Source organism: Cryobacterium sp. M23, assembly GCF_002929655.1.
GTDB lineage: Bacteria > Actinomycetota > Actinomycetes > Actinomycetales > Microbacteriaceae > Cryobacterium > Cryobacterium sandaracinum.
Map to the genome: position 1 here is coordinate 84,362 of NZ_PJJV01000080.1, position 26,428 is coordinate 110,789.

General features: G+C 69.0%; 18 protein-coding genes. 7 read left to right on the forward strand and 11 right to left on the reverse strand.

Annotated elements, in window-relative coordinates; genetic code table 11:
- Positions 1 to 108: 108 nt before the first annotated feature.
- From CXY82_RS14265 to CXY82_RS14285, 5 genes are read right to left on the reverse strand one after another with little or no spacing between them, the layout of a single operon-like run.
- Positions 109 to 2,457, reverse strand: coding sequence for an alpha-galactosidase (locus tag CXY82_RS14265; protein WP_104171507.1), 2,349 nt, complete (start codon positions 2,455 to 2,457; stop codon positions 109 to 111).
- 13 nt (positions 2,458 to 2,470) lie between these two features.
- Positions 2,471 to 3,802 carry an extracellular solute-binding protein gene (locus CXY82_RS14270; protein WP_104099344.1) on the reverse strand — a complete coding sequence of 444 codons (1,332 nt, stop codon included), beginning with the start codon at positions 3,800 to 3,802 and terminating at the stop codon, positions 2,471 to 2,473.
- A 54-nt stretch (positions 3,803 to 3,856) separates the two neighbouring features.
- Positions 3,857 to 4,774 (reverse strand): carbohydrate ABC transporter permease, encoded by a 918-nt coding sequence (locus tag CXY82_RS14275; protein WP_369827914.1) that lies wholly within the window; start codon positions 4,772 to 4,774, stop codon positions 3,857 to 3,859.
- Positions 4,771 to 5,733 carry a carbohydrate ABC transporter permease gene (locus tag CXY82_RS14280; RefSeq protein ID WP_104171508.1) on the reverse strand — a complete coding sequence of 321 codons (963 nt, stop codon included), beginning with the start codon at positions 5,731 to 5,733 and terminating at the stop codon, positions 4,771 to 4,773. Before CXY82_RS14280 ends, CXY82_RS14275 begins: the two co-directional genes overlap by 4 nt.
- Positions 5,730 to 7,766: a beta-galactosidase gene (locus tag CXY82_RS14285; protein WP_104171509.1), complete on the reverse strand. Its 2,037-nt coding sequence runs from the start codon at positions 7,764 to 7,766 to the stop codon at positions 5,730 to 5,732. The genes CXY82_RS14280 and CXY82_RS14285 overlap by 4 nt, the downstream gene beginning before the upstream one ends.
- Before the next feature lie 206 nt (positions 7,767 to 7,972).
- Between CXY82_RS14285 and CXY82_RS14290 the strand changes: the two genes are divergently transcribed.
- The 3 genes from CXY82_RS14290 to CXY82_RS14300 all read left to right on the forward strand — a co-directional run bounded on the left by CXY82_RS14290 (position 7,973) and on the right by CXY82_RS14300 (position 10,454).
- Positions 7,973 to 8,995: a LacI family DNA-binding transcriptional regulator gene (locus CXY82_RS14290; protein ID WP_104171510.1), complete on the forward strand. Its 1,023-nt coding sequence runs from the start codon at positions 7,973 to 7,975 to the stop codon at positions 8,993 to 8,995.
- A gap of 317 nt (positions 8,996 to 9,312) precedes the next feature.
- Positions 9,313 to 9,582, forward strand: coding sequence for an acylphosphatase (locus CXY82_RS14295; protein WP_104171511.1), 270 nt, complete (start codon positions 9,313 to 9,315; stop codon positions 9,580 to 9,582).
- Positions 9,583 to 9,737: 155 nt separating this feature from the next.
- Positions 9,738 to 10,454 carry a Pr6Pr family membrane protein gene (locus CXY82_RS14300; RefSeq protein ID WP_134542476.1) on the forward strand — a complete coding sequence of 239 codons (717 nt, stop codon included), beginning with the start codon at positions 9,738 to 9,740 and terminating at the stop codon, positions 10,452 to 10,454.
- A gap of 556 nt (positions 10,455 to 11,010) precedes the next feature.
- On the opposite strand, the gene CXY82_RS14305 is transcribed toward CXY82_RS14300, so the two are convergent.
- The 4 genes from CXY82_RS14305 to CXY82_RS14320 form a co-directional block, all read right to left on the reverse strand.
- On the reverse strand, positions 11,011 to 12,462 hold the full coding sequence (locus tag CXY82_RS14305; protein ID WP_104171513.1) for an NAD(P)/FAD-dependent oxidoreductase: 1,452 nt from the start codon (positions 12,460 to 12,462) through the stop codon (positions 11,011 to 11,013).
- A 316-nt stretch (positions 12,463 to 12,778) separates the two neighbouring features.
- Entirely contained in the window at positions 12,779 to 14,692 is a 1,914-nt protein-coding gene (locus CXY82_RS18135) for a methyltransferase (RefSeq protein ID WP_233199358.1), read from the reverse strand.
- Positions 14,693 to 14,755: 63 nt separating this feature from the next.
- Complete coding sequence (locus CXY82_RS14315) at positions 14,756 to 15,604, reverse strand: SDR family NAD(P)-dependent oxidoreductase (RefSeq protein WP_104171514.1); 849 nt, start codon at positions 15,602 to 15,604, stop codon at positions 14,756 to 14,758.
- A 16-nt stretch (positions 15,605 to 15,620) separates the two neighbouring features.
- On the reverse strand, positions 15,621 to 16,670 hold the full coding sequence (locus tag CXY82_RS14320; RefSeq protein WP_104171515.1) for a LacI family DNA-binding transcriptional regulator: 1,050 nt from the start codon (positions 16,668 to 16,670) through the stop codon (positions 15,621 to 15,623).
- Positions 16,671 to 16,882: 212 nt separating this feature from the next.
- On the opposite strand from CXY82_RS14320, the gene CXY82_RS14325 reads away from it, so the two are divergent.
- The 4 genes from CXY82_RS14325 to CXY82_RS14340 all read left to right on the forward strand — a co-directional run bounded on the left by CXY82_RS14325 (position 16,883) and on the right by CXY82_RS14340 (position 22,337).
- Entirely contained in the window at positions 16,883 to 18,142 is a 1,260-nt protein-coding gene (locus CXY82_RS14325; protein ID WP_104171516.1) for an extracellular solute-binding protein, read from the forward strand.
- A 6-nt stretch (positions 18,143 to 18,148) separates the two neighbouring features.
- Positions 18,149 to 19,243 (forward strand): carbohydrate ABC transporter permease, encoded by a 1,095-nt coding sequence (locus CXY82_RS14330; protein WP_104171517.1) that lies wholly within the window; start codon positions 18,149 to 18,151, stop codon positions 19,241 to 19,243.
- Positions 19,240 to 20,148 carry a carbohydrate ABC transporter permease gene (locus tag CXY82_RS14335; RefSeq protein ID WP_104171518.1) on the forward strand — a complete coding sequence of 303 codons (909 nt, stop codon included), beginning with the start codon at positions 19,240 to 19,242 and terminating at the stop codon, positions 20,146 to 20,148. The genes CXY82_RS14330 and CXY82_RS14335 overlap by 4 nt, the downstream gene beginning before the upstream one ends.
- Before the next feature lie 137 nt (positions 20,149 to 20,285).
- Complete coding sequence (locus CXY82_RS14340; RefSeq protein WP_104171519.1) at positions 20,286 to 22,337, forward strand: glycogen debranching N-terminal domain-containing protein; 2,052 nt, start codon at positions 20,286 to 20,288, stop codon at positions 22,335 to 22,337.
- Positions 22,338 to 22,892: 555 nt separating this feature from the next.
- Here CXY82_RS14340 and CXY82_RS18140 read toward each other — a convergent pair.
- Positions 22,893 to 25,136 carry an FAD-dependent monooxygenase gene (locus CXY82_RS18140; RefSeq protein ID WP_233199359.1) on the reverse strand — a complete coding sequence of 748 codons (2,244 nt, stop codon included), beginning with the start codon at positions 25,134 to 25,136 and terminating at the stop codon, positions 22,893 to 22,895.
- Between the two features lie 20 nt (positions 25,137 to 25,156).
- On the reverse strand, positions 25,157 to 26,410 hold the full coding sequence (locus CXY82_RS14360; RefSeq protein WP_233193928.1) for a type III polyketide synthase: 1,254 nt from the start codon (positions 26,408 to 26,410) through the stop codon (positions 25,157 to 25,159).
- Positions 26,411 to 26,428 lie beyond the last annotated feature (18 nt).

The window sequence follows — 26,428 nt, forward strand, 5'->3', positions numbered from 1 at the left end:
GCTGGTTTTTCGGTGCCGCAACCCGACCGCAACCGGGCGAAACCTGCCACGACCTGCACCGCCCACCATGTGCGCCGAGAGTCGCCGGTTGTGCCGAGTTGACCCACTCTAGAGGCGACTCTCGGCAGAATCGGCGAGTCTCGGTGCGCTGACGGCCCGGGTGACGGATGCCTGGTCGGTGACTACTGAGCGGAGGCCGTCGACCGCGTCGACCGTGAAGAGCGCGGCCTGCTCCGGGGCGAGCAGCGGCGCGGGCAGCCCGACGAGAGCGAGCACAGCCCCGGTGAGCGTCACTGAACCATCGGTACCAAAAGCACCGGCGGCACCTGACGAGCCCGGCTCCGCCAGCCAAGCCGGCGGGGCATCCTGGATCGTGCGCGGGGGCGCGCCGAGCGAAAGCGGTGCCACCCGGTAGCGCCGCTCGGGCGCGAGACCGGGGAACCGCATCCGCTCCGGCAGCGCCGCGCGCGGGGCGGCGAGCGCCACCTGGGCGAACAGGGCCGAGTTCTGGTCGGGCGAGACGACGCCGTGCAGCTCGATGGCCGGGTCGCTGGGGTCGGCCCGAACGACGACACCGGAGTGCAGCAGCGGCCGCAGTTGCTTGTAGCGGGCGATCCAGGTGGCGATCTGCACCCGCTCGGCCTCGTTCGCGCGGGTCAGGTCCCACTCGATGCCGGCGCTGCCGAACAGGGCGGTCGCCAGCCGGAAACTGAGCTCGGAGGTGCGCCCGGTGGTGTGTGCGGTGGCCGCGCCGAGATGCCCGCCGAGGTACTCCGGTGGTAGGAGCACGCTCGAGTACCGCTGGATCTGCTGCCGCTCGAGCGGGTCGTTGGTGTCGCTGGTCCAGACCCGATCGACGCGCTCGAGAATTCCGAGATCGACCCGGGCTCCCCCCGACGCGCAGGACTCGATCTCGACGCCCGGGTGCTCGGCACGCACGGCATCGATGAGCCGGTACAGCGCCACCGTCTGCCGGTGGGAGGAGCCGGCCAGCAGGTCGCGATTGTGGTCCCACTTCAGGTAGGCGATGGGGTACTCGTTGAGCAGGGCGGTGAGGCGGGCGAACACCCAGCCGAAGGCATCCGGGTTGCCGAGGTCGAGCACGCGCTGGAACCGCCAGGTCAGCGCCGGCGACGAAACACCGACGGATGCCGAACCAGTACCGGCCCCAGAACCACCGACACCAGCCGCGTCCACCCCGCCGAGCACCCACTCCGGGTGCGCGCGGGCGACGTCCGAGTCGGCGCTGACCATTTCGGGTTCGACCCAGAGACCGAAGTCCATGCCGGCCGCGTGCACATGCTCGATCAGCGGGTGCAATCCGCCGGGCCAGGTGACCGGGTCGACGAACCAGTCTCCGAGGGCCCGCCGGTCGTCCGAGCGGCCGGTGAACCAGCCGTCGTCGAGCACGAAGCGCTCCACCCCGACCACGGCCGCCGCGTCGGCCAGGCGGGCCAGGGTCGGCAGGTCGTGGTCAAAGTACACGGCCTCCCAGGTGTTCAGCACGACCGGGCGGTGCCCGGTGATGGTCGACCAGGAACGGACCCACGGATGCAGCCGCGCCGAGAGCCCGTCCAGCCCGGCAGCCGAGTACACAGCCACCGTCCACGGGGTGGTGTGGCTCGCACCGGGGGCCACTCTCAGCTCGCCGGGAGCCAGCAGCTCGCCGCTGCCGAGCGCCGAGTAGCCCAGCGCGCTGTTCTCGGCCCAGACGTGTTTGTCGCCGCTCCAGGCCAAGTGGGTGGCCCATACCTCGCCGGTGCGGAAGCCGAACCCGGGCGTTCCGGCCGCCATCAGATAGGAGTCGTCGTGGCCGGGGCGGCCGTGACGGGACTCCCGGCTCCACACGCCGTGGCCGAGCGTACTGCGCTGCGGCCGACGCTCGTGGGTCCACAGCCCGGTGAAGTCAAGCAGTTCCCCGGCGCGGTCGGGCACCGGCAGGATGACGTCGAGCGAGCCAAGCTCGAAGGGTGCGGAGGCAGGGTCGTCACCGGTGTTGGTGAGGGTGTGGCGCAGTCGCAGCACACCCTCGACCGAGAGTTCGAGGTCGGTGCGCACGGCCACCCGGGCCGCGGCATCCGTCAGAAAGATCGTCAGGGCCTGTGTGCCGGGCAGCGTGCGGCCGGAGGCAGACGGCACGCCCGCCCGCACACCGCCCGACTGAACCTCGGTGAGGCGCAGATCGAGGGCCACGCCGCCGCGCCCACCGGGCCGGAACCCGCTCACGCCCGGACGCCCGCTCCAGCCCGCCGCGAGGGTGGGCAGTAGAGAGAGCCGCAGGGGCACGTCGATCGAACTCGGCGAGATGGCCGGCACGGATGCGTCGGCCAGCGTTTCCAGCAGTTCACCGTTCAGGTCACCCAGGTCGGCACCCCAGTGCACGATGACGGGTACGCCCGTGCCGCGGGCATCCAGCACAAGGCTGGTGCCCGCGGCACGGAGGTAGGGAATCGACACAGTGGAGCTGATGCTACTTGGTGACCGGGATCGACTGAGCCTCGAGAGCGTCGATGGTGCTCTGCTGGGCGCTCGTGAGAGCATCCGTCAGAGTTCCGCTACCGGTGACGGCACCCTTGAAGCCGTCGGAGGTGTCGTTGTAGACCTGCGTCATGGTCGGGCCCCAGATGAAGTCGGGCGAGACGTGATCGGATGCCTCGGCGAACACGTCGTAGATGGCCTGGCCGCCGTAGAACTCGACGCCTTCCTTGAGGGCCGGCAGTTCGAGGCCGCTCTTGGCGGCCGGGTACAGGTTGGCCGACTTGTTCAGCATCGTGAGCGCCTCGTCAGAGGTGTTCAGCCACAGCGCGAACTGGGCCGCCTCGTAGGGGTGCTCGGAGCCCTTGAAGACTGCGGTGGACGAGCCACCCCAGTTGCCGGCGGCGTTCTCGCCGGCAGCCCACTGCGGGGAGAGGGCGACGGACCAGTTGCCGGCGGTGTCCGGAGCGCCGCTGGCGATGGAGTTCGCACCCCAGGCTGCGGAGTTCCAGGTCCAGTTGGATCCGGTGTTGTAGGCGTTGTTCCACTCGTCGGTCCACGGCGGGTTGGTCGAGACGAGGTCGCGGTCGATCAGGTCCTGCCAGTAGTCGGCGACCTTGACCGACTCGGGGCTGGTCAGGTCGATGGTCCAGTTCTCGCCGTCGTTCTCGAACCAGCTTCCCCCGGCCTGCCAGACGAATCCGGCGAACTGGTTGATGTCACTCTGCGAGAAGTTGGTGATGTAGCCGCCGGTGGCGCGCACGGCTTCGGCGGCAACCGCGAATTCTTCCCAGGTGGTCGGGATCGCGATGTTGTTGGCGGCGAAGAGGTCGGCACGGTAGAACATCGCCATGGGCCCGGCGTCCTGTGGCACCGCGTAGGCTGCGTCTTCTTCACCGAAGTTGACCTGTCCCCAGGTCCAGTCCACGAAGTCGTCCTTGGCGTCGAGAACACCCTCACAGGCGGCGAGGTCCATCAGGCCGTCCTGAACGCGGAAGTTCGGGAGGGCGTCGTATTCGATCTGGCCGAGGTCGGGCGCGTTGCCGGCCTTGAGCTGGTTGAAGAAGTTCTGGTACGTTCCGCCGTTGCCGTTCGGGCCGGTCTGCACCTTTACCTGAACGTCGGGGTTCTCCTCATTCCAGACTGCGGCGACGTCTTCCATCCCGGGGATCCAGGTGGTGAACGTGAGGTCGACCTTGCCCTCGGAGGGTTCGCAGGCGGCGGCGTCGCCACCGCCGGACGTGCTCGAGCCCGACGCGCAGCCGGTCAGAACGACCGTGGCTGCGGTGAGCAAGGCGACGGCGGCTGCTCTCTTCTTGATCTGCATTGTTCTTCTTTTCTCTTGGGGGTGGGGGTGGTGCAGCTAGGGGGGTGAGGCCGGCTACTTCACCGAACCGGCGCTGAGGCCGTTTCGCCAGAAGCGCTGGAGCAGCAGGAAGATAATGATCAGCGGGATGATCGACAGCAGGGCGCCGATCAGAACGTAATCGCGCAGCACGGGGATCTGGTTGACCTGCGAGTTCCAGGCGTAGAGGCCGAGCGTGACCGGGAACAGGGTCTCGTCGCGCAGCATGATCAGCGGCAGGAAGAAGTTGTTCCAGATGGCGACGAACTGGAAGAGGAAGACGGTGACCAGGGCCGGCACCATCATCCGCACCGAGACCGTGAAGAAGGTGCGCAGTTCGCCGGCGCCGTCGAGGCGGGCGGCCTCGATCAGTTCGTCGGGAACGCTGGCCGACGCGTAGATGCGGGAGAGGTAGACCCCGAACGGGCTGACCAGGCTGGGCAGGAACACCGACCAGAAAGTGTTGGTCAGGCTGATCTGGCTGAAGATCAGGAACAGCGGCAGCGCCAGCGCCGTGGCGGGTACGAGCACCCCGCCGAGCACGACGTTGAAGATCAGTTCGCGTCCCGGGAAGTTGTACTTGGCCAGTGCGTACCCGCACATTCCGGCGATGATCGTGCCCACGAGGGCACCGCCACCGGCGTACAGCGCGCTGTTGAGCATCCACTTGAGGTAGACGCCGTCGCGGTAGGCCACCAGGTTTCCGATGTTCTCGAACAGGGAGAAGTCGGCGAACCAGAGCGGGTTCGTGCTGTTGAACTGAGATCGGTTCTTCGAGGCCGCGACCAGCAGCCACCAGATCGGCACCAGGAAGTAGATCGTGAAGACGCCCATGACGACCATGGCGCTGACCCGGGCGAACGGGCTCTCGCGCTGGGCGCGCGGTGCCTTCGCCTCGGTTGAACGGATGCCGCGAGCCGGCTTGGCGGGGGTGGTGGGGGTCAGGGTGCTCACTTGGCTTCCTTACGCTGCGTGAACTTCAGGAACGTGAAGGAGAGGATGAACGTGGCCAGGGCCAGCACAACGGAGAACGCGGCGGCCAGGTTGAAGTTCGGGATCGACGAGGTGGAGTACACCGTCAGGTTCGGGGTGAACGTGCTGGTCACGGCCGAGCTGAAGCTGCGGAAGACCTGCGGTTCGGCGAGCAGCTGCAGGGTGCCGATGATCGAGAAAATGGCGGTCAGGATGATCGCCGGCATGATCAGCGGAATCTTGACCGACCAGGCGATGCGCAGCTGGCCGGCGCCGTCGAGGCGGGCGGCCTCGTAGAGTTCGGTCGGGATCGCCAGCAGCGCGGAGTAGATGATGAGCATGTTATACCCCACGAACACCCAGGTGACGACGTTGGCGATGGCCCAGAGCACGAGGTCGGCCGAGAGGAAGTTGATGTTCTCGGTGACGGCCCGAAACGGCGACAGATTGGGTGAGTAGAGGTAGCCCCACATGATCGCGGCGATGACGCCGGGGACCGCGTAGGGGACGAAGAACGCCAGCCGGAAGAATTTCTTGCCGCGCACGAGCGGCGAGTCCAGCAACAGGGCGAACAGCAGCGCGAGACCGAGCATGATCGGCACCTGCACGGCGCCGAAGGCGAGCACCCGGGTGATCGACTCCCAGAACGGCCCATTCTGGAACACCAGGATGTACTGGGTCAGTCCGCCGAAGACCTCGGTGGCCTGGCCGAAGGTGCCCTCGCGCTCGATCACGAGCAGTGACTGGTAGATCGCGTAGCCGATCGGGACGAGGTAGAACAGGGCGAACAGGGTGCCGAACGGCAGCACGAACGCGAGGATCGCGCCCGTGTGCTGCACGCGGGGCTTCGCTCCGGGGGCCTTGGCTGGCTTGGCGGCGCGGGGCCTCTTTCGGGCAGCGCTGCCCGGGGCATCCGTCAGGGGAACGGCAGGTGCGCTCATGATGAGGGGTCCTCTCTAATCACGCGAACGGCTCCGGCCGGCACGCGCACGATTCGACCGACGGGTTCGTCGGTGACGAGCTCGTGGCCGGCGGCCGGAAGCTCGACGTCGCCCGAACCGTGGTTGATGATGAACAGATAGCTGTGGGTGGAGCTCACACGGCGCACGACCTCGATGGCTCCGGTGCGCTCCGGGCCGACCGCGGTGACCCGGGCCTCCTGGGCGATCCTGCGCAGGACGTCGCGCAGGGCGCCGGCCTCCAGCGCGGTGGCGACGTACCAGGCGGTGCCGCCTCCGTGCCGGTTGCGGGTGATGGCGGGGATGCCGGGCAGCGGCCCGTCGATGTAGCTCGCGACCACCTCGGCGGTGTCGACGCGCAGGCGTTCGCTCCACAGGCTCGCGGCGGCGCCGGTGTCGAGAGCGAGAACGTGGCCGGGCAGCAGCGGAGAGAACTCCTCCACCGTGATGCCGAGGATCTCGCGGAACGCGCCGGGGTAACCGCCGGTGCGCACCCGGTCGTCTTCGTCGACGATGCCGCTGAAGAAGGTGATCAGGGCGTGGCCGCCGGCGGCGACGTAGGCGTTGAGATTCTCGGCCTGCGCGTCCGAGACCAGGTAGAGGCACGGGACGACGACGAGGCGGTAGCCCGAGAGGTCGGCATCCGGGGAGACGATGTCGACCGTGACGCCGAGTTCGTGCAGGGCCGCGTAGGCGGCGTGCACCTGGTCGAGGTAGCGCACCGCGTGGGACGGACGGGATTCGCCGTCGCCTGCCCACCAGGATTCCCAGCTGAAGATGATCGCGGCATCCGCGACGACCCGGCTGCCGGTGACCTCGGCAAGACGATCCAGGGTTGCGCCCAGGGCCACGACCTCGCGCCAGAGCACGGTGTCGGTGCCGGCGTGGGGCACCAGGGCGGAGTGGAATTTCTCCGACCCCTGCGGGGAGGCGCGCCACTGGAAGAAGCAGACGCCGTCCGCACCGCGGGCGACGTGGGCGAGGGAGTTGCGGGTCATTTCGCCGGGCGCCTTGGCCAGGTTGTGCGGCTGCCAGTTGACGGCACCGGCGGCCTGTTCCATCAGGAGCCAGGGCTCACCCTGGGCGAGCCCGCGGGTGAGGTCCGCGGCGAAGGCGAGCTCGGTGGCCGGGTCGGCGAGGCGGTGGTCGAGGTAGTGGTCGTTGGCGACGATGTCCATGTCGCCGGCCCAGGACCAGTAGTCGAGGTTGCGGATGTGCGCGGTGACCATGAAGTTGGTGGTCACGGCCACGTTCGAGTGGCGGCGCAGCACCGCGCTCTCGCGGCGATAGTAGTCGAGCAGTTCGGCGGAGCTGAACCGGTGGAAGTCGAGCACCTGGCCGGGGTTGTGGCTGGACAGCGTGAGCCGCGGGGTGAGGATCTCGGCCCACTGGCCGTACCGCTGGCTCCAGAAGGAGGTACCCCAGGCTGCGTTGAGAGCATCGATGGTGCCGTAACGCGCCTGAAGCCAGAGACGGAACGCGGCGGCGGTGTCGTCGCAGTAACAGAGCGCGTTGTGGCAGCCCAGTTCGTTGGACACGTGCCAGAGGGCGATGGCCGGGTGGTGGCCGTACCGCTCGGCGACCTTTTCGACCAGGGCCAGCGCGTGCTCACGGAACACGGCCGAGCTCGGGCACCAGGCCTGGCGACCGCCGGGGAAACGGGTCGTGCCGTCGTCGGCGACCGGAAGGATCTCGGGGTGAAGTGTGGTCAGCCACGGCGGCGGCGACGAGGTGCCGGTGCCGAGGTTGACCCGGATCCCGTTGGCGTGGAGCAGCTCGATGATCGTGTCGAGGGTATCGAAGTCGTACTCGCCCGCACGCGGCTCGAGGTGGGACCAGCCGAAAATGTTGATGGCCACCAGGTCGACGCCGGCCTCGCGCATGAGGCGCACGTCCTCGGCCCAGGTCTCGGGACCCCACTGCTCCGGGTTGTAGTCACAGCCGTAGGCGATGCCCTCGTGCACGAACGGGTGGGCCGGGGCCGCACCGTTCGAGGTGGCTGCTCGCGAGTTCATGTGCTCCCTGACTGTGGCGTGCACTTCGTGGTGACGACACCGTGGTGACGACACCGTGGTGACGACTCTGTGCTAACTGTTCTGTGAACGTGCACAGAGTCGCGAGCAAAACTCGCCGTTGGGTTTTCTGTGAACGTACACAGAGTATGTATCTCCCGGCGGTCGTGTCAAGCGCGGAGTGTGTGCGGGAGCGTTACAGTTATCAAATGGTGACAATCCCGTCTCGACGCAAACGCGCGACGATCCACGACGTCGCCGTGGAAGCCGGAGTCTCCCGCGGCACGGTCAGCCGGGTCGTGAACGACGAGCCCTACGTCTCGGCGTCGGCCCGCATCGCCATCGAGGCGGCCATCGAGAAGGTCGGCTATGTGCCGAACAACGCCGCCCGAAGCCTGGTCATGCAGCGCTCGGAGGCCGTCGGTTTCATCGTGCACGAGCCGCACTCCCTGTTCCTGGACGACCCCAACATCGGCGGAATCCTACTCGGCGCCAACACCGTGCTCTCCCGCGCCGACTACCAGATGGTCAGCCTGGTCATCGACTCCCAGCGCGATACCGAGCGCGTCGCCCGCTACCTCAGCGGCGGTTTCGTCGACGGGGTCGTCATCGTCTCCGCTCGCCAGGAAGACCCGATCACCCGGGTGATCGAGAAGCTGCGCCTTCCGGCCGCCTTCGTGGGACATCCGCCCGACCTGCGCCAGCTTCCCTTCGTAGGCATCGACAACCGGGCGTCGGCGCGCGCCATCACCGAACGCCTCATGCAGACCGGCCGCACGCGCATCGGCATGATTGCCGCCGCGCTCGACCGCGACTCCGGCGCCGACCGTCTGGCCGGCTTCACGGATGCCCTCGGCGACCGCTTCGACCCGGCTCTCGTGGCCCGCGTTCCGCTGTACACCTTCACCGACGGGGCCCTCGGCATGCGTGCGCTGCTCGAGCGTGACCCGCTGATCGACGGCGTGTTCGCCGCCTCCGACGCGGTCGCGGCCGGAGCCATAGAGGCTCTGCGCCATGCCGGGCGCACCATTCCCGGAGACGTCGGCATCGTCGGCTTCGACGACAGCTCCTGGGCGCTGCGCACACAGCCGCACCTGTCCACCGTGCACCAGCCCGCCTTCGGCCTCGGTGAGCGGGCGGCCGAGTGCGTGCTGGGCCAGTTGCGCGGCGAGGAGCAGCCGGCCGAGGGCATCCTGCTCGAGACTCCGATCGTCTGGCGTGACTCCGCCTGAATCGGGGGTTGGCGGCGCAGGGCCATGGCGGCAGCATCTGGCTTCGGGCTGGCCGGAGCACTCCGACTGCGCGTCTCCCCCACCGCGCGTGGCTAACCCCCACCCCGCGTGCCCACCGCGCGTGGCTAACCCCCACCCCGCGTGGCTAACTCAGGAGAATGCTCGGGCCGGTTAGGGGCATCCGCGTGTTTCCGTGGGATTTTCGGTGCACGACGGATGCCCGCGCTGGATCTCCTGAGTCAGCCACAGCGCGGGTTGGTGAACGGGCCGGGTGGGCGATGGATGCGGGCTCGCCTGCGGCGGGGCACAATGGAAGCATGGTTCGCAAACAGGTTGTCGTGCGCGGGGTGGTGCAGGGAGTCGGGTTCCGCTACCACACCCAGACCGAGGCGCGCCGACTCGGGCTCGCGGGGCATGTGCGCAACCGCGGGGACGGCGCGGTGGAGGTCGAGCTGGAGGGCGACGCGGCAACCGTCTGGGTGATGCTCTCGTGGCTGCAGCACGGCCCGCCGTCGGCCCGGGTCGAGACGGTCGAGGTCACCACGATTCCGCCGCTCGGCGAGACCGGGTTCCGGATCGGCTTCTGAGCGGAACGGCCGGCTGAGCGGCGGCATCCGGTTGATACCGAGGTCAGCGGGCACCCGACCGGCTGGCGTAGCGTGGGAGCATGTGCGCGCGAGCTGCCGATCCCGCTCGGACGGACCCCCCGAAGCGCGTTCACTCGGCGGCGACGAAATCGGGCGTGCGCGCACTCACTGCGGCACCCGTACGCCGGGCCCTCGCCCGAACCTCTCGGACGCCCCCCGTGCACACCGTGCGCCGCGGGTTCGGCATCGGCCGCCTGCTCCTCGCCGGCCTGGGCGTGGTGGCCCTCGCCGGCTACTTCGATTACGTGCTCGGTTTCGCCACGTTTCAGATCTACAACTACTTCAGTTATTTCACCGTGCAGAGCGGCATGGCCGCGATCGTCGCCTTTGCCGCCGCCGCATTCGTCGCATTTCGGCACACGAGCGACCCACCCTGGCTGAGCTGGTTCCGGTTGCTTGTGACGACCTACATCACCGTCTCCGGGATCGTATTCCTGTCCATCGTCATCCAGTCCTCCTCGCTGGACTACACGATCGAGGTGCCCTGGTCGAGCCAGTTGCTGCACTTCTGGATTCCCACGATCGCACTCCTTGACTGGCTGACGGATGCCGGCAAGGCCCGCCTGCCCTGGAAAATCCTGGTCTGGGTTCTCGTGGTGCCCTCGATCTGGGGAGTGTTCACGCTCATCCGCGGGTCGATCGTGGGGTGGTACCCGTATTTCTTCCTCGACCCGGTGCAGGTGCGCGGCCCGCTCGAGACCGTGATCTACTGCCTTGTCGCGCTGCTGCTCTTCACCGCGATCGCCGCCGTACTCACGGCCACGTCGCGGCTGCCCCCGCGGGCGCAGGGGCGCGAACCTACAGCGGCGTGAAGGTGTATTCGCTGGTCAGGTGCTCGCCCCGGCAGGCGCCGCAGTAGAGCACCCCGGATGCCCGCATCGCGAGGACCCGAGTGTGTGCACTGCACGACCTTGGGGCCGCAGCACTGCGAGACCGCCAGGTAGGCGCCGGGGGCGGTGGGTTGGTGCCCGCTCAGGCCACGAATGTGGTGAGTGCCTTCACAGGGCAGGTCAGGGTCGACGTCCAGAAGGACGACGGATTCGCGGTCGATGTCGAGGAGGATATCCATGGGGAGCACAGCAATCGCACGGTCGTGACGACCGCACTGGGATGGCCGGCGGGACGAGCCCGGCCTGGAACGGGGGCATCCACCGTCAGGAATCCGTCGGCAAGGCCAGTCAGGGTAACGACTGGACCTCTGGGCGCTGCACCACGACGGGCTGCGACTGCATGAGAACGTGCCCCGAATGGGAGCCAGAATTCATCAACTGGACGTTGGCAGGTGAGTACACCACGAATCTCAGAATTAAGACGGGTTGACAATCGCGAGGCGCCGGCCCGGGATTCGGGGAGCGGCGTGGTGCGGACCTACTCCGGGGTCGGGTTGTCGGTCGGCACGGCCGAGTAGAACGGCTCGAGGCTGCTCAGGGCGGCGGCGAGGAACTCGTCGTCGTCGACCTCCGCGAGGCGCAGAGCGGTCTCCGCCGCAACCAGGCCCACCAGCACCGGTTCGCCGGTGAGCGGAACCATGTTGATCCAGACGCGGAAGTCGTCGTCGCCGCCGACCGTGGACCAGAGCGGGGCATCCGTGTCCCAGAACGGCTCGTCGAATTGCAGCCAGATCTTGTCGAGCGTGCCCATGCCCAGGGCCGAGATGGCGCCGCGGTGCGTGAAGGGCAGCGGCGGGTCGAACTCCATCACCGTGGTCTTCAGCACCCCCAGCGGCACGGTGACGACGACCCGGTCGGCGGAGAGCGACTCGCCGGTGCCGAGCCGGAGGCTGGTGCCGGCGTCGCTGTAGGCGATCTTGGTGACCACGCTCGACCCGAGCACGTCGATGCCGTCGCTGAGGTCGGTAAGCAGGGTGGCGAAGCCGCCCAGCACGATACGGTCCTCGCCGGGGTCGGTGTCAGGGTCGGCCTGAGCGTTGGCGTCCGAGTACCAGGAGGACTGCTCCGGAACGGGGCCCCCTGCCAGTGGGTCGAGCACCACCGTGATCTGGTAGTCGAGCCAGTCGGCGTCGGAAACGCCGGTGTCGGCATCCGTCGTCGAGAGCTTGGAGGCCCCCGAATCGGCGAGGGACTGCGCGATGGACACGTCGGTGGGCTGCTCGGCGGCCCAGGCCAGCGCCGTGGCGACCGCCTGCGCGCCGGTGTCGGGCACCTCCACGACCGTGCCGGCCGCGGTGCGGGCCTCCGGCGGATCGGTGAAGGGGGCCGTGGTGACGCCGCGGTCGGTGAGGTCCTCGTCGAGGGTGGTCTGGCCGGTGCGCCGGACGAAAGCCGCGCCGAGCTCGATCGGGAATGGCCAGTCCTTGTCGGTGACGGTGTCGATGCGGCCGCCGATGCGGTCGCGGGCCTCGACCAGGAACACGTCGAAGCCGGCGTCCTGCAGGTCTCGGGCCGCGGTGAGTCCGGCGATTCCGGCGCCGATCACGGCGATGCGCTCCCCCGGGCTCGCCGCTGCGAGCACGTCGCGGGCGGCGCGCTTCCCTGAATCGCGGGCGCCCTGCACCGTGCCCGGCGCGTCGGTGGAGGTGGCCTCACCGGCGAAGAACAGGCGGTCGTCGACGGGCTGGCCGAGCGCGGCGCGCTGCTCGGGCGTGGCGCCCACCGCGGGGTAACTGAAGGAGCCGCGGGCGAACGGGTCGGCCGACCAGGATGTGCGGCGCATGGCCGCCGGCTTTGGGACGAGTGAGGGTGTCGACGTCGACTTGGGCGTGACGGATGCCGAGGGCCGCGGAGTCGGCGTCACGCACGCGGTGAGCGCGACCAGGCTCAGGCCGGAGACTGAGCCGAGCAGAAAGGTTCGTCGTTTCATCGCTGTGTCGGCGCCAGGTATGGCGCCGACGTCCTCCTCTCCGAGCGGGCCGGGCAGTACGACCAAGCTACCGCAGAGCCGGGTGAAGTGGCCGGTCGGGGGGGGTGGGGTGTGGGGTGTGCGCACGTTACTTCGGAGATTGTCGCGACACGCGGCATCCGGCGCCCTGAAATACGGCGTTTCGCGAAAATCTCCGAGTTTGCGTTCGCCGGTGACGCGGTGGCGGTCTAGCGTGCGTTGGTGGCGGGCGGGGTCCTCGTCAGCGCGTCAGCTCACAGCACGTGGCTGGCAGCAGACGATGGCAGCACACAGCACGTCAGGCGAGCGGATGCTGCAGGAAGCCGTCCTCGAGCAGCTCCCGCACGCGCGGGAGCAGGTCCGCGGCGAGCTCGCGCTCATCGACGTCGAGCAGTTGGGCCAGCGCAGCGACGATCGAGCCGACGTCGAGCTCGCCGTCAGAGGCGCCGACCAGGGCGGCGAGGCCGGTGTCCAGCGCGATCAACCGGCCGAAGCCGGTGCCCTGGTGCAGCGTCATCAGGGTGGGGTCCTCCTGGCCGGCCCAGTAGTGCCGTACCTCGGTGACATCGGATGCGACGGCGAGCCGCGCGCGGGCGAGGCGGGCGTCATCCGTTGCCGCGTGCCAGTCGTGGGCGGCGAGGCAAGCGGCAAGATGGCTGCCCATGCCTCCCGGATTGTGGCCGAGGGTGCCGGGGAGGCGTTCGAGCCGACGGAAGGTGGGGGTGCCGGCGGCCGGGCGGCGCAGCAGCATGTAGCCGAAGCCGACCTGACTCACGCCGCGCGCCGCGAAGTCGTCGAGCCAGGCCCCGTAGAGGCGGTCGAAGTCGGCGGTGTCGGAGCGGGTGCCGCCGTCGCGGATCCACGTCTCGGCGTAGAGCGTGGGGGCCTGCACCTCGCGTTCGATGATCCAGGCGTCGAGTGCTGCGGCATCCGTGGCCTGCGCGGTCTCCTGCTGGCCCCCGTGCGCACCCTCGGCACCGGCCCCCGCGGCACCCTCCGCCCCGGCGGCACCCTCGGCCCCGGCGGCACCCTCCGCCCCGGGCGTGTGCGAATTCGACGGAGATTCTGCTCCCAGAGGGGCCAAACGCGCCGAATTCGGGCTGTTTGGGGCAAAATCTCCGTCGAATTCGTCAGGGCGCAGCGCGGCGGAAGCTGGCGATGCAGGGGATGCGACGGGGGCGACGGGAGTGACGGGAGTGACAGGAGTGACAGGAGTGACAGGAGTGACAGGAGTGACGGGGGCGGCGAGCCAGGCGGCCAGACGCTCGAAGGCATCCTGGCCGGCGTGGTACTCCCAGTTCCCGAGCAGCTGGGCGACGCCGCCGGGGGTGAGATGTTCGGCAGCGCCGCGCACGACCGCCTCGACGAGCGCGTCGCCGACCAGGCCGCCGTCGCGGTATTCGTAGGCCGGCACACCCGGCACACGCGGGGTGATCACGAACGGAGGGTTGGAGATGATGTGGTCGAAGCGCTCCCCCGCGACCGGTTCGAACAGGCTCCCGAGGCGAAACTCGATATTCCCGATCTCGTTCAGCTCCGCGTTGAGCGCGGCAAGCTCCAGGGCTCGCACCGAGATGTCGGTGGCTACCACCCGGTCGGCGTGCCGGGACGCGTGCATGGCCTGGATTCCGCATCCGGTGCCCAGGTCGAGGGCGCTGGCCACCGGGGTCGGGATCAGTAGCCCGGTCAACGTGAGGGATGCCCCACCCACCCCGAGCACATGGCTTTCGCCGAGCGGGTGGCCGAGTGCGAGCTCTCCCGGGTCGGACACGATCCACCAGCTTCCGGCGCCATGCGCGTCGACAAAGCTGTAGGGCCGCAGTTCGAGGAGCGGGCGGAGGGTGCCGGCCGCAACGGATGCACCGGATGCAACAGGGCCGACACTCGGATGGACATCGGCGTCGACACCGGCGTCGACGGATACCGCGAGGCCGAGCTTCTCGGCCCCGGCGGCACCCAGCGCGGGGAGGGCGGCATCGAGATCCGCACGGTCGACGGGCAGGCCGAGCACGAACAGGCGAGCCAGTGTGGCACAGGGTTCGGCGTGCCCGAGCCTCTCCCGGAGACCGTCCAGCCCCCGCAGCGCCGGGACCCGCTGGTTGCGGCGCAACGCGGCATCCGCTTCGATCCCCCACAGGCCGGTGAGGGCCGAGACCGAGAAGTTGGCGGCGGCGAGGTCGGCGCGAAGCCGGTCGATCAGTGCAGAAGTCACCCGTCTATTCAACTGCACCGGCTGCCGGACCGGCTGCCGCACCGTCTACCGGACCGGCCGCCGCTACCGGCGCTCCTCCGCCACGCTGTTACCGCCGTCGACGACGATCGTCTGGCCGGTGACGTATGACGCGCCGGGCGAGGCCAGCCAGGCGATCACGGAGGCCACCTCGGCAGCCGTGCCGCTGCGCCCGACGGGCACGAGCGCGCCCTCGACTGCCTCGCTCTCCAGCTGCGACCCGGTCTCGATCCAGCCCGGTGCGACCGCGTTGGCGGTGATGCCGAGCCAGGCCTCATCCACGGCGAGCGCCCGGGTGAGCCCGGCCAGACCAGCCTTCGCGGCCGCATACGTCAGGTCCCCGCGCGACGCCATCACCGGCCCTGACACGCTGGACACTGTGACGATGCGCCCCCAGGCCGCCGCGTGCATGAAGCCGATCACGGTGCGCGTGGCGTGGAAGGCGGTCGATAGGTTGATCGCGAGGCCGCGGTCCCACTCGTCCGGCAACGTGGTGCTCACGTCGCCGTGCAGCATCTCGGCGTCGCCGACCGCGACCATGCCCGCGTTGTTCACCAGAATCGTGGGCGCCAGCCCGGCGGTCGCGAGGGAGTCGGCGAGCACCAGCGCGCCGACCTCGGCGTGGAGAGTGCAGACGATGCCGGATGCCGCGATGCCCCGTTCCGTCAGCTCGGCCGCTCGCTCGTGCACGCGTTCGGTCGTGGCGGTGAGCACGACGTGTGCACCGAGCTCACCCAGCATCCGTGCCGCGGCGAATCCGATCCCGGAGGCGCTGCCGGCCCCGGTGACCAGGGCCGTACGACCGGCGAGGTTCCACGCGTCGGGCAGGGCGAAAGCGAGAGGGACGGGGACACCGATAGAAACAGGGAGTCCGACAACCTCGGGGAGAGTCATGGCGCCATGCTAGCGGCTACCGCGGCACGTCCATTGGGATGGCGGCGAACTCGCGCACGACCAGCCGGGGCGTGACCATCCGGTGCCGGGGTTCGGCCGACTCGGGGGCTCCGTGCACCTTGCCGCCGAACTCGCCGGTGAGCAGTTCGAGCACTCCGGCGGCCACCTCGTCCACTGCTTGGTCGACGCTGGAAAGCCCGATCGCGGCGGCGATGGGGGTGTTGTCGTAGCCGGTGACCGGCACACGCTCGGGGTTCGCGATCATCGCCCCGAGGGCGAGCGAGTCGCTCGCGCAGAGCACGGCATCGATCTGGCCGGCGTTCTGCCGCAACTGCTGCATGGCCGCGGTGCCCTGGCTGACGCCGTCAGTGGTGACGATCTCCAGCACGGCCAAGTCCCGCTCCGAAACGTCGCCGCGTTCGATCATCGCGTCGTACCAGCCTCGTCGGCGGTCGTCGCCGGTGCCCGACGGGCTGGGCCAGCCGATGTAGGCGATGCGCCGGGCTCCGGTCTCCTGCTGTGTCCGCGTGGTGGCGTGCAGGCCGGACCAGCCATCCACATCCACCCACAGGTGCTGCGGGTCGTTCATATCGTCGACTCCCCACGGCCGCCCGAAGGTGACGAAGGAGATGCCGTTCTCGATCAGCCATCGGGTGCGTGGGTCGCCGGCGAACGTCGACGTGAGCACGAAACCATCGACATCCGCTCCGTCGTTCAGGCGCCGGAACTGGATGATCTCGTCTTCGGGGCTCGTGGCCGTGAACAGCAGCACCCGCAGCCCCTGGGCGTCGGCCTGCTCGGTCACGGCGTGCAGAAACCGGTCGAGCACCGAACCGGAGATGCCGTCGATCATCGGGTCCAGCCGGATGCCGATGGTCGAGCTGCGCCGCGTGCGCAGCCGGCGGGCGGAGGCGTGCGGCCGGTACCCGAGTTCGGCGATGGCAGCCTCGACCCGCTGGCGGGTGTCGGTGCGCACGATGCCGGGCGAATTCATCACATTCGAGACGGTCTGCCGGGAGACGCCGGCCGCGAGCGCGACATCCGTCACCGTGGGGAACCCACCCATCGCCGCTCCTGCCCCACGCCCTTGCCGGACGCGCCTGCCCCCGTGAATTGAACGATCAAATATTGTTCTGCACAGAATACCGCGTCTCGACGGATCGCGGAAACACGGTGATTAGATCGATCAAAAAAAAGTTTGATCGTTCAAATAAATTCAGCTATCGTGACCTTTACACAAGCAAACGCGCATCGATGCGCGACTCAAGGAGAAACAAGATGCAACGACGCAACTCCCGCTGGCTGATCGGAACCGGGCTCGCCGTGGCCGGCGCCCTCACCCTCAGCGCGTGCGGTTCCGGATCCGGCTTCGGCGGCGACACCGCCGATTCGGGCGGAGAGCTCACGAGCGATTCCACCGAGGGGCTCAACATTCTGATCGGTTCCAGCGGCGACGCCGAGACCGCCTCCGTCAACGCCGCCGTGGCCGCCTGGTCCGAGACCTCTGGCACCGACGCCAAGGTCAGCGTCGCCAGCGACCTCAACCAGCAGCTCGCCCAGGGCTTCGCGGCCCAGAAGCCCGCCGACGTCTTCTACCTGTCGACGGATGCGCTCGCCGGCTATGCCTCGAACGGCTCGCTCCTGGCCTACGGCGACGATCTGGCCAACAAGGACGACTTCTACCCGAGCCTGGTCAGTTCCTTCACGTACGAGGGCGACTTCTACTGCGCGCCGAAGGACTTCTCGACCCTGGGTCTGATCATCAACGACGACCTCTGGGCTCAGGCCGGGCTGACGGATGCCGACATCCCCACCACTTGGGACGAGCTCGCGGCCGTCAGCAAGACGCTCACGACCGACAGCCAGGTCGGACTCGCCCTCGGCGGCGAATACGCCCGTCTGGGCGCGTTCATGGCCCAGGCCGGCGGCAGCCTGATGAGCGAAGACAACACCGAGGTCACCGCGAACAGCGCGGAGAACGTCGCGGGCCTCGAATACGCGCAGACCCTCCTGAACGACGGGGTGATGAGCTACGCCAGCGAAATCGGTGCCGGCTGGGGTGGCGAGGCGTTCGGCAAGCAGCTCTCGGCCATGACCATCGAGGGCAACTGGATCACGGGCGCGATGAAGAGCGACTTCCCCGACGTCAACTACACGGTCGCCGAGCTGCCTGCAGGCCCGGAGGGCCAGGGCACCCTGCAGTTCACCAACTGCTGGGGCATCGCCGCCGACAGCCCCAACCAGGCCGGCGCGCTCGAGCTCGTCGAACAGCTCACCAGCAAGGATGCCCAGCTCACCTTCTCGGAAGAATTCGGCCCGATGCCCTCGATCAAGTCGGCCGCCGAAGACTGGAAGAGCGCCAACCCCACCCTGGTGGCCTTCCTCGACGGCGCCGACTACGCCAAGGGCGTGCCCAACGTGCAGGGCGCCGCGGATGTCACGAGCGACCTGAACGCCCAGCTCGAGTCGCTGAAGACCGGGGACGCGCAAGCGATTCTCGATTCCGTGCAGAAGAACCTCGAAGCACTGCTGAAGTAGTCCACCATGTCGACGCCTGCACGCACGGCTCGCCGCTCGAATATCCGGGGCGGCGAGACCGCCTCGGGGTGGCTCTTCACCGCCCCGATGATCATCCTGCTCGGCTTGTTCCTGGTCATCCCGGTGCTGATGGCCCTCTGGGTCAGCTTCTCCGACTGGAACGGCCGCGGCAGCCCCTTCAGCGGCACAGTGTCGTTCGTGGGCCTCGACAACTACTCCGCCCTGGTCGGCGGCGGCGGCCTGGCCGAACAGGACTTCGGCACGGCGCTGCGTAACAACGCCTGGTACGTCCTCCTGGTCGTGCCGACCCAGACCATGCTGTCGCTGCTGCTGGCCGTGCTGGTCAACCGGCAGATCCTGCGCGGCCGCGGCTTCTTCCGCACCGCGTTCTACTTCCCGTCGGTGACCAGCTCGGTGGCCATCACGGTGCTCTGGCTGTTCCTGTTCAGCGCCAGCGGCGCCGTCAACAAACTGCTGGCGTTCATCGGCGTCAACGGACCGAACTGGTTCAACGACCCCAGCGGCGTGCTGCACAACATCCTCGGAGCGTTCGGCGTCGAGACCGGCCCGGTCGCGCTCACCGGCAACACGTTCCTCGGAATCTCTTTCTGGGAGTGGCTCGCCGGGCCATCCGTGGCCATGAGCGCCTTCATCCTGATGGCCGTGTTCACCACCAGCGGTACGTTCATGCTGCTGTTCATCGCCGCGTTGCAGAACCTCAGCGGCGACGTCGTCGAGGCCGCCATGATGGACGGCGCCAACGGCTGGCAGCGGTTCTGGCGGGTCACCCTGCCCCAGCTGCGACCGACCCTCTTCACCGTGCTCACCCTCGGCCTGATCGGTGCCTGGCAGGTCTTCGACCAGATCTATACCGGCACGCAGGGTGGACCAGGCAAGACCACGCTCACTCCGGCCTATCTCTCCTATCAGGCCGCCTTCACCAACCAGGCCTGGGGCCAGGGCGCCGCGATCGCGTTCATCCTGTTCGTGATCATCGTGGCCTTCACCCTGTTCCAGCGCGCTCTGCTGGCCGAACGCAAGGTCTCCAACCGGCGGATGCGTCCGTATCTGCCGATTCCGACATCCGGAGGTTCGAAATGAGCACCACGGTGAGAACCCGCGAGCGCACCGTCTCTCCCTCCCGACGCCTGCGCGCCCTGGGCCGGGAACAGTTGCCGACCCGCGCGATCGCCGGCCGATCGCTGCTTTACGCGATCCTGATCGTGCTCGCGATGATCTACATCGCCCCGTTTCTGATTCAGGTCGCCACCTCCTTCAAAACGGATGGCGATGGCGCCAGCAATCCCATGTCGCTGCTGCCGCAGACCTGGTCCACGGCCGCGTACGAGAGGTTGTTCCTCAACTCGGACTTCCCGGTCTGGTTCCAGAACTCCGCCATCGTCACCGTCTTCGTCACCCTCGGCCGCGTCTTCTTCAATTCCCTGGCCGGTTACGCCCTCGCGCGGTTGCACTTTCGGGGCCGCACCGTGATCTTCGCGCTGCTCATCGCCGTGATGAGCGTGCCCGGGGTCGTGCTCCTGATCCCGAAGTTCCTGGTGATCAACCAGCTCGGCATCTACGACACCTACGTTGCAATGATCGTGCCGCTGCTCACGGATGCCGCGGGCGTCTTCATCATGAAAAACTTCTTCGAGTCGATTCCGGCGAGTGTGGAGGAGCAGGCCCGCATCGACGGGGCCGGCACCTTCCGGGTGTTCTGGTCGATCGTTCTTCCGATGGCCCGGCCGGCCCTGGTGACCATCATCATCCTGTCGTTCCAAGGGTCCTGGAACGAGCTGTCCCACTTCATCGTGGCCACGCAGTCCCCCGAGCTGACGACGCTGACCAAGGGCGTGGCGTCACTGGCCTCCGGGCAGCTCAGCCAGGGCACGCAATACCCACTCAAGCTGGCCGCGGCGGCGATCATGACCATCCCGGTCGCGGTGATGTTCTTCATCTTCCAGAAACGCATCATGAACACCACCGATGGGGCGGTGAAGGAGTAGTCCTTCTCTCCACCCTCTTCCTTCCGTTCCTTCTCTACTTCCGTTCCTTCTGTTCCTTCTCTACTTCCATTCCTTCTGTTCCTTCTGTTCCTTCTGCAGATCCGCACCACAACCCCCTCTGGAGTCGTACCTCGCTCATGTTCTCTCACCCCGTCCAGCCTCTGCTCCATGACTCCGCCATCGTTCTGGCGGCCCCGACCCAGGCGTGGTCGCGGTCCGACGGCCAGACCGACAAACCCATCCACGGCTTGTATCACGCGGACACCCGGATCCTCTCCGGCTGGTCCCTGCTGATCGGCGGCCGGACCGGCGAAGCGATCGGACACGCCCAGCGCGGCGCGGGAGAGGTCACCTTCACGTCGCTGCTCCGCCACCTCGACGACCGCACCGCCGACCCCCGGCTGCGGCTCGAAGTCACCCGCACGGTCACCGCGGGGCGCCTGACCGAACGGATCGAGATCATCTCGGGACTCGAGCAGGCTGTCGACACGACCGTGTCCGTGCGCCTGACGCCCGATTTCGCCGATATGCAGACCGTGAAGGCCGGCCTCGCGGGGGCCGCCGAGCGCGACGCTTTCGGGGGCGTGGACCTGCCCGCGGCACCGGATGTCGTTGTGACGGAGGCGAGCGGGGGCATCCGTCTGTCGACCGACACCGTGGCGGCGCTGGTCGGGGTGAGCGACGACGGGGTGCTGGTCGGCTCGACCGCCGAGGCTGACACCGAGGTCACCGGCACCTGGTCGGTCACCGTGCCCGCGAAAAGCAGCGTCACCGTGGAGTGGACCGTCGAGATCGCGCACGCGGCCACCGTGGTGCAGGCCGCATCGGGGCTGCCGGAGTGGTCCGGGGTGTCGGTGCGCTCCGGCGATGCGCGCCTCGGACGCTGGGTGGCGCGTGCGCTCGACGACCTGACCGGTCTGCGGATGGCCACCACGACGAGTTCGGCCGAGCCGTTCCTGGCCGCCGGCGCCCCCTGGTTCTTCACCCTGTTCGGCCGGGATTCCCTGTGGGCGGCGCGCTTCCTGCTGCCGCTCGGCACCGAGATCGCGGGCTCCACGCTGCGCCTGCTCGCGCAGCTGCAGGGCACCAAGAGCGACACCGAGACCGCGGAGCAGCCCGGCAAGATCATGCACGAACTGCGCCCCGATGTGTACTCGATGCCCGGCGAGAGCCTGTCGCTGCCGCCGCTGTACTACGGCACCGTCGACGCCACCCCGCTCTGGATCTGCCTGCTGCGCGACGCCTACCGCTGGGGTTTGGCCACCGAAGAGGTCGAGGCTCTGCTGCCTGCCCTCGAAGCGGCCCTCGGCTGGATGCGCGACTTCGGCGACAGCGACGGCGACGGGTTCCTCGAATACGTCGACATCACCGGCCACGGCCTCGCGAACCAGGGCTGGAAGGACTCCGGCGACTCGATCCAGTGGCGCGACGGCAGCCTCGCCGATGGACCGATTGCCCTCTGCGAGGTGCAGGCCTACGCCTACGAGGCCTATATCGGCGGCGCCGAACTGCTCGACGCCTTCGGCAGGGCCGGCGGCGACGCCTGGCGCACCCGGGCGGCCGCGCTCCAGACCCGGTTCCGGGACTCGTTCTGGATCGACGCGCCCGCCGGCCGCTACCCGGCCGTCGCCCTCGACGCTTTCAAACGCCCGGTCGACACCGTGACCAGCAACATCGGCCACCTGCTCGGAACCGGGCTGCTCTCCGCGGAGGAGTCCGCCCTCGTGGCCGCCCGGCTCGTGTCCCCGGAGTTGAACTCCGGCTACGGTCTCCGCACGATGTCGACGGACTCCGTCGGCTACTGGCCGCTGAGCTACCACGGCGGCTCGGTGTGGACCCACGACACCGCGATCGCGATCGCCGGCCTGGGGCGCGCCGGTTTCGGTGCCGAGGCCGGCATCCTGATCGAGGGGCTGCTCGCGGCGGCCGAATCATTCGACTACCGCATGCCGGAACTGCACTCGGGCGACGCGTCCTCCCTGGTTGCCGCCGCGGTGCCCTACCCGGCCGCCTGCCGCCCGCAGGCCTGGTCGGCGGCGGCGGCGGTTTCCGTGCTCGGCACCGTGCTCGGCCTGGAACCCGATCCGGTCACCGGTCAGGTCACCTCCACCCCGATCATCCCCGCGGTCGTCGGCGACGTTGCAGTGCGCGGCCTCCGGACCCCGCCGGCGCCGGCCCGCGTCGGCTAGCCGCGGCCCGGCCCGTCGGCCGGCCCGGCTCGCCATGCACACCCAGCTGAGCCTTCCATTCCGTGGCTAACTCAGGAGATTCCACGAGCAGCGGTCCCAGCCCCGCGAAGTTCCGCATGATTCTGCGGGCCAGCCGCACCGTGCGCTCGTTTCTCCTGAGTTAGCCCCAACGACCTGCCCGACCGGGCCAGCCCCGCCCAGCCCGCATCACCCGGCCGGCCCGGGTCATCCGTCGCCCCGGTGCATAACTCCCGCCAATTCCGGTGCGTGCCCGGAACCGCCCAGGCGTCCCGGGCATCCGTGCCGCAGCTCCGCCGAATTGGAGGAGTTGTGCGCACGGACCGACCTGCACCCCGAATCGGGCAGCAGCAGCAGCCGCGCACACGTCGTGGCCAACTCAGGAGATTCCGGCGAGCGGCGGCCGCGCCCCCGCAGATTTTCGCATGTTTGCGCGGAGTTCTGCGAGTCGGCCACACCATCCGCACGTTTCTCCTGAGTTAGCCCCAGCGCACCGGGCCGATCGAGTCGAGCGGGCGCGCCGGCGGCGGCGGCGAGCTACAGCCAGCGCATGGTGAAGGCGCGGGCGAGCACGGCGCTGGCGGGCGGCGCCGCGAGGGCGCGCACGAGGCCGTTCCGCGCGCGCAGGCGAAGCCCCTGCACGGGTCCGCCCATCGCCATGTTGAAGTCGGCCTGCCGGGCGGCCATCCGAGCGCTGCGCCGGCGGCGGCGGTCGTAATCCCCGAGCACGCCTGAAGCGGCCTCCGGATCCCGCAGCGCCCGCTCCAGCGCCGGGGCCAGTTGCAGCGCGTCGAGCCACCCGAGGTTCATGCCCTGCCCGCCGATCGGGCTGATCTGGTGCGCCGCGTCGCCGATGAGCACGACCCGTCCCGCTACAAGTCTCGTGGCGAGGCGCTGCTGCACCGAGAAGGCGCTGGCCGCCGCGGTCGTCGGAGGCAGCTGCGTGCCGGTGCGGGCACGGATGAGCGCAGCCAGGTCGTCGGACGTCGCATCGGTCTGCAGGGTCGGGGTCATGGCCACCCAGCGGCGTCGGCCTCCCGGCAACGGGAACGACTCGACCACACCACCCCGCTCGAAGAAGAGCACGGCCTCCCCGGGATGCTCCCCCGTGTCGGGGTAGTCGCTCATCAGATACGTCTCGCCGCCGGTGCGCGCGGTGCAGCGGATGCCGAGTAGGTCGCGCACGAGACTGCGGGCGCCGTCGGCGGCGACCACGTAGCGAGCCTCGAGAGTCTCGCCGGCAGGCACGCCCCCCTCGCCCGTCCCGCTCGTCCCGATCCCCTCGACCGTCCCGTGCGTCCCGCCTGGCTTCGCCGTCTCGACTGTCTTAGCCGTCTCGACCGCGACCCGATCACCGCGCTCGGACACCCCGGTCACCGTTACGCCGCCGCGCAGCCGGCCGGGCGCGAGTTCGGCGAAGCGCGCGCGCAGCACGGCCTCGGTCTCGAACTGCGGCAGAGAGATCACGCTCTGCATCCGGTCGACGGTTTCGGTGAACGCCAGCCGGCCCAGCGTGCGCCCGTCCGAGCGCACCACACCGCCGCGGATGCGCACCGCCCGGGCGAGCACCTCCTCCGCCACACCCAGCTGCTCCAGTGCCCGCAACGACGGCGGGTGGATGCCGATGGCCCGGGATCGCAGCGACGGCTTGCCTCGCTGCTCGATCACCTCCACGTCGACACCGCGCACCGCCAGCAGTCCGGCGAGCAGGATGCCCACCGGTCCCCCGCCGACCACGATCACGTCCCGAACCCGTGCCCCGCTGGCGTTCGCCTGCCCCCGCTCGTGCACGTGCACGCGTTCAGGTTCCCTTTCCGGTCGAGAGTGCCCGTTGCGCCGGTCACTCCTGACCGGAAAGGACACGCTCGCAGGCACCGACTCAGCAAGAACCGACCCAGCAGGCACCGACTCAGCAAGAACCGACCCAGCAGGCACCGTGTCAGCAAGAACCGACCCAGCCAACGCCGACCCAGCCGACACAGACGCCGACACAGCCGACGCGAGCCCGGCAGACGCCGGTCCGGCCGGCACCACCCGGCGCAGCACAAGGCGCGACGGATGTTCCCGCGTCACCTGCCACCCGGGCGGCACCACCTCGCGCAGCTCGGCCGCCGTAAAACTGCGGCGAATGGAGGTGAGCCCGTCGTCGCGGATGAACGACCGGCGAAAGAGCGGCCAGGTGCCGAGCCCGAAGCCGAGGTACGCGAACCGGCTGCGTTCGATGTCGGCGTGCAGCACCCGGTGCGCGGCGAGCCGTTCCGAGTCGGCGAGCAGTCCGCCGAGCTGTTCGCCGGTGAGGTGGTGCAACACATGGTTGGAGACGACGATGTCGAACCGGCGCCTTTCTGCGACGAGATCGGAACTGAGCGCCCGCCGAAACGTCAGTCCGGGCAGTGGGGGCAGGCTCGTCGCGTAGGCGTGGGCGCGGGCATCCGGGTCAACGGCCGTGATGCGCAGGCGCAGGCCGTCCCGGGCGGCCCAGCGGGCCAGCGCCCGCGCCACGTCGCCGCCGCCGCAGCCGACATCGAGCAGGGTGCTCTCCCGAGTGCTCGACAGCAATGGCCGGATATCGCGGCGGTACATCCCGCGCCACCCCGACACCACGGCGTTCACAAACCGGAAGTTCGCGTAGGTGCTGGCGAGTTTGTCGGGGTCGCAGTCGGGGTCGTCCATGAGCTCGACGGCGTCACTCGCGCGCCGGCGCAGCGACGGAACGCGCAGCGACGAGACGCCCAGGAAGGGACGACTCCGCGACGATCGGCGCGCCGAAGGGAAATGCATCGACGGGATGCCCACTTCCGCTACCCGGCGGTGACGGTCATCAGCCCGGATTCGACCGTGAGCCCCGGGCCGAACGCCATCGCGCAGACCCGCTCGCCGTCATCCGTGGCCGGGGAGTCGAGGATGGCCTTGAGCACGAACAGGATCGTCGCGCTGCTCATGTTGCCGTAGGTGCGGAGAGTCTCCCGCGAGGGCACGAGCTGCGCCTCGCTCAGCCCGAGCTTCGCCTCGGTCTTGTCCAGGATGCTGCGCCCGCCCGGGTGGATCGCCCAGTGCGCGATCGCGGTGGCCGGTGTGGTGACCGGCGCGACGTCAACCGGTGCGACCAGGGTTGCGACCGACCCGGCCGAGACACCCTCCGGCACCCCGGCAGGCAGGAGCGACGGCACCCTGGAAGGCACAAGCGCCGGCGCCAACACTGCGCTGAGCGCGACGTCCCGCGCGAAGAGGGGTGCCAGCGCCCCCTCGATGTGCTGGTCGATGATGTGCGGCACGTAGGTGCTGAGGATCATCTCGAACCCTTCGTCGCCGATCTTCCAGGCCATGTCCCCCTCGCCGATAGGCGTGATCACGGTCTCGAACAGGTCGAGGTTGAGGGCCTTCTCGCCCGCCGCGGGGGCGCGGGAGCTGACGATCCCAGCCGCAGCTCCATCCGAGAACAGCGAGGAGGCGACGATCGTGTCCGGGTCGTCCGAGGCGCGCAGGTGCAGCGAACACAGCTCGGCGCTGACGACGAGCACGACGGCGTTCGGGTCGGCGTCGACGAACTGCTTCGCCGTGCGCAGGGCGGGCATCGACGCGTAGCAGCCCATGAAGCCGAGGTGGTAGCGCTGGGTCGCGGGGTTCAGGCCCAGCTCGCGCACGAGCATGTAGTCGGGTCCCGGAGCGTAGAACCCGGTGCACGACACGGTAACCACATGCGTGATGTCCGAGGCCTCGATGCCGGGGCACGCCTCGAGGGCCCGCCGCCCGGCCTCGACGAACAGCTTCGTCGCCTCCACGATGTAGAGCTCGTTGCGCACCCGGGTGCTCGGCTTGAGCAGCTCCTGCGTGGCGGCGTCGAAGAACTGGGGATCGGACGACGCCCCGTCGAGGGTGAGCTCGTCAATGACGGTGTGCCGGGTGTCGATCCCGGACAGGTTGAACGACGCGGTCACCAGGCGCTGGGCCAGGCGGCTGAGTCCCGGCTGGGCGGCGAAGATGTCGCGCACCTGATCCTGGATCAGTACTGTCGGGGGGACCACGGTCTGGAGCGCTCTAAGAGTGACGGGCATAGCCCCAGTGTTACACGT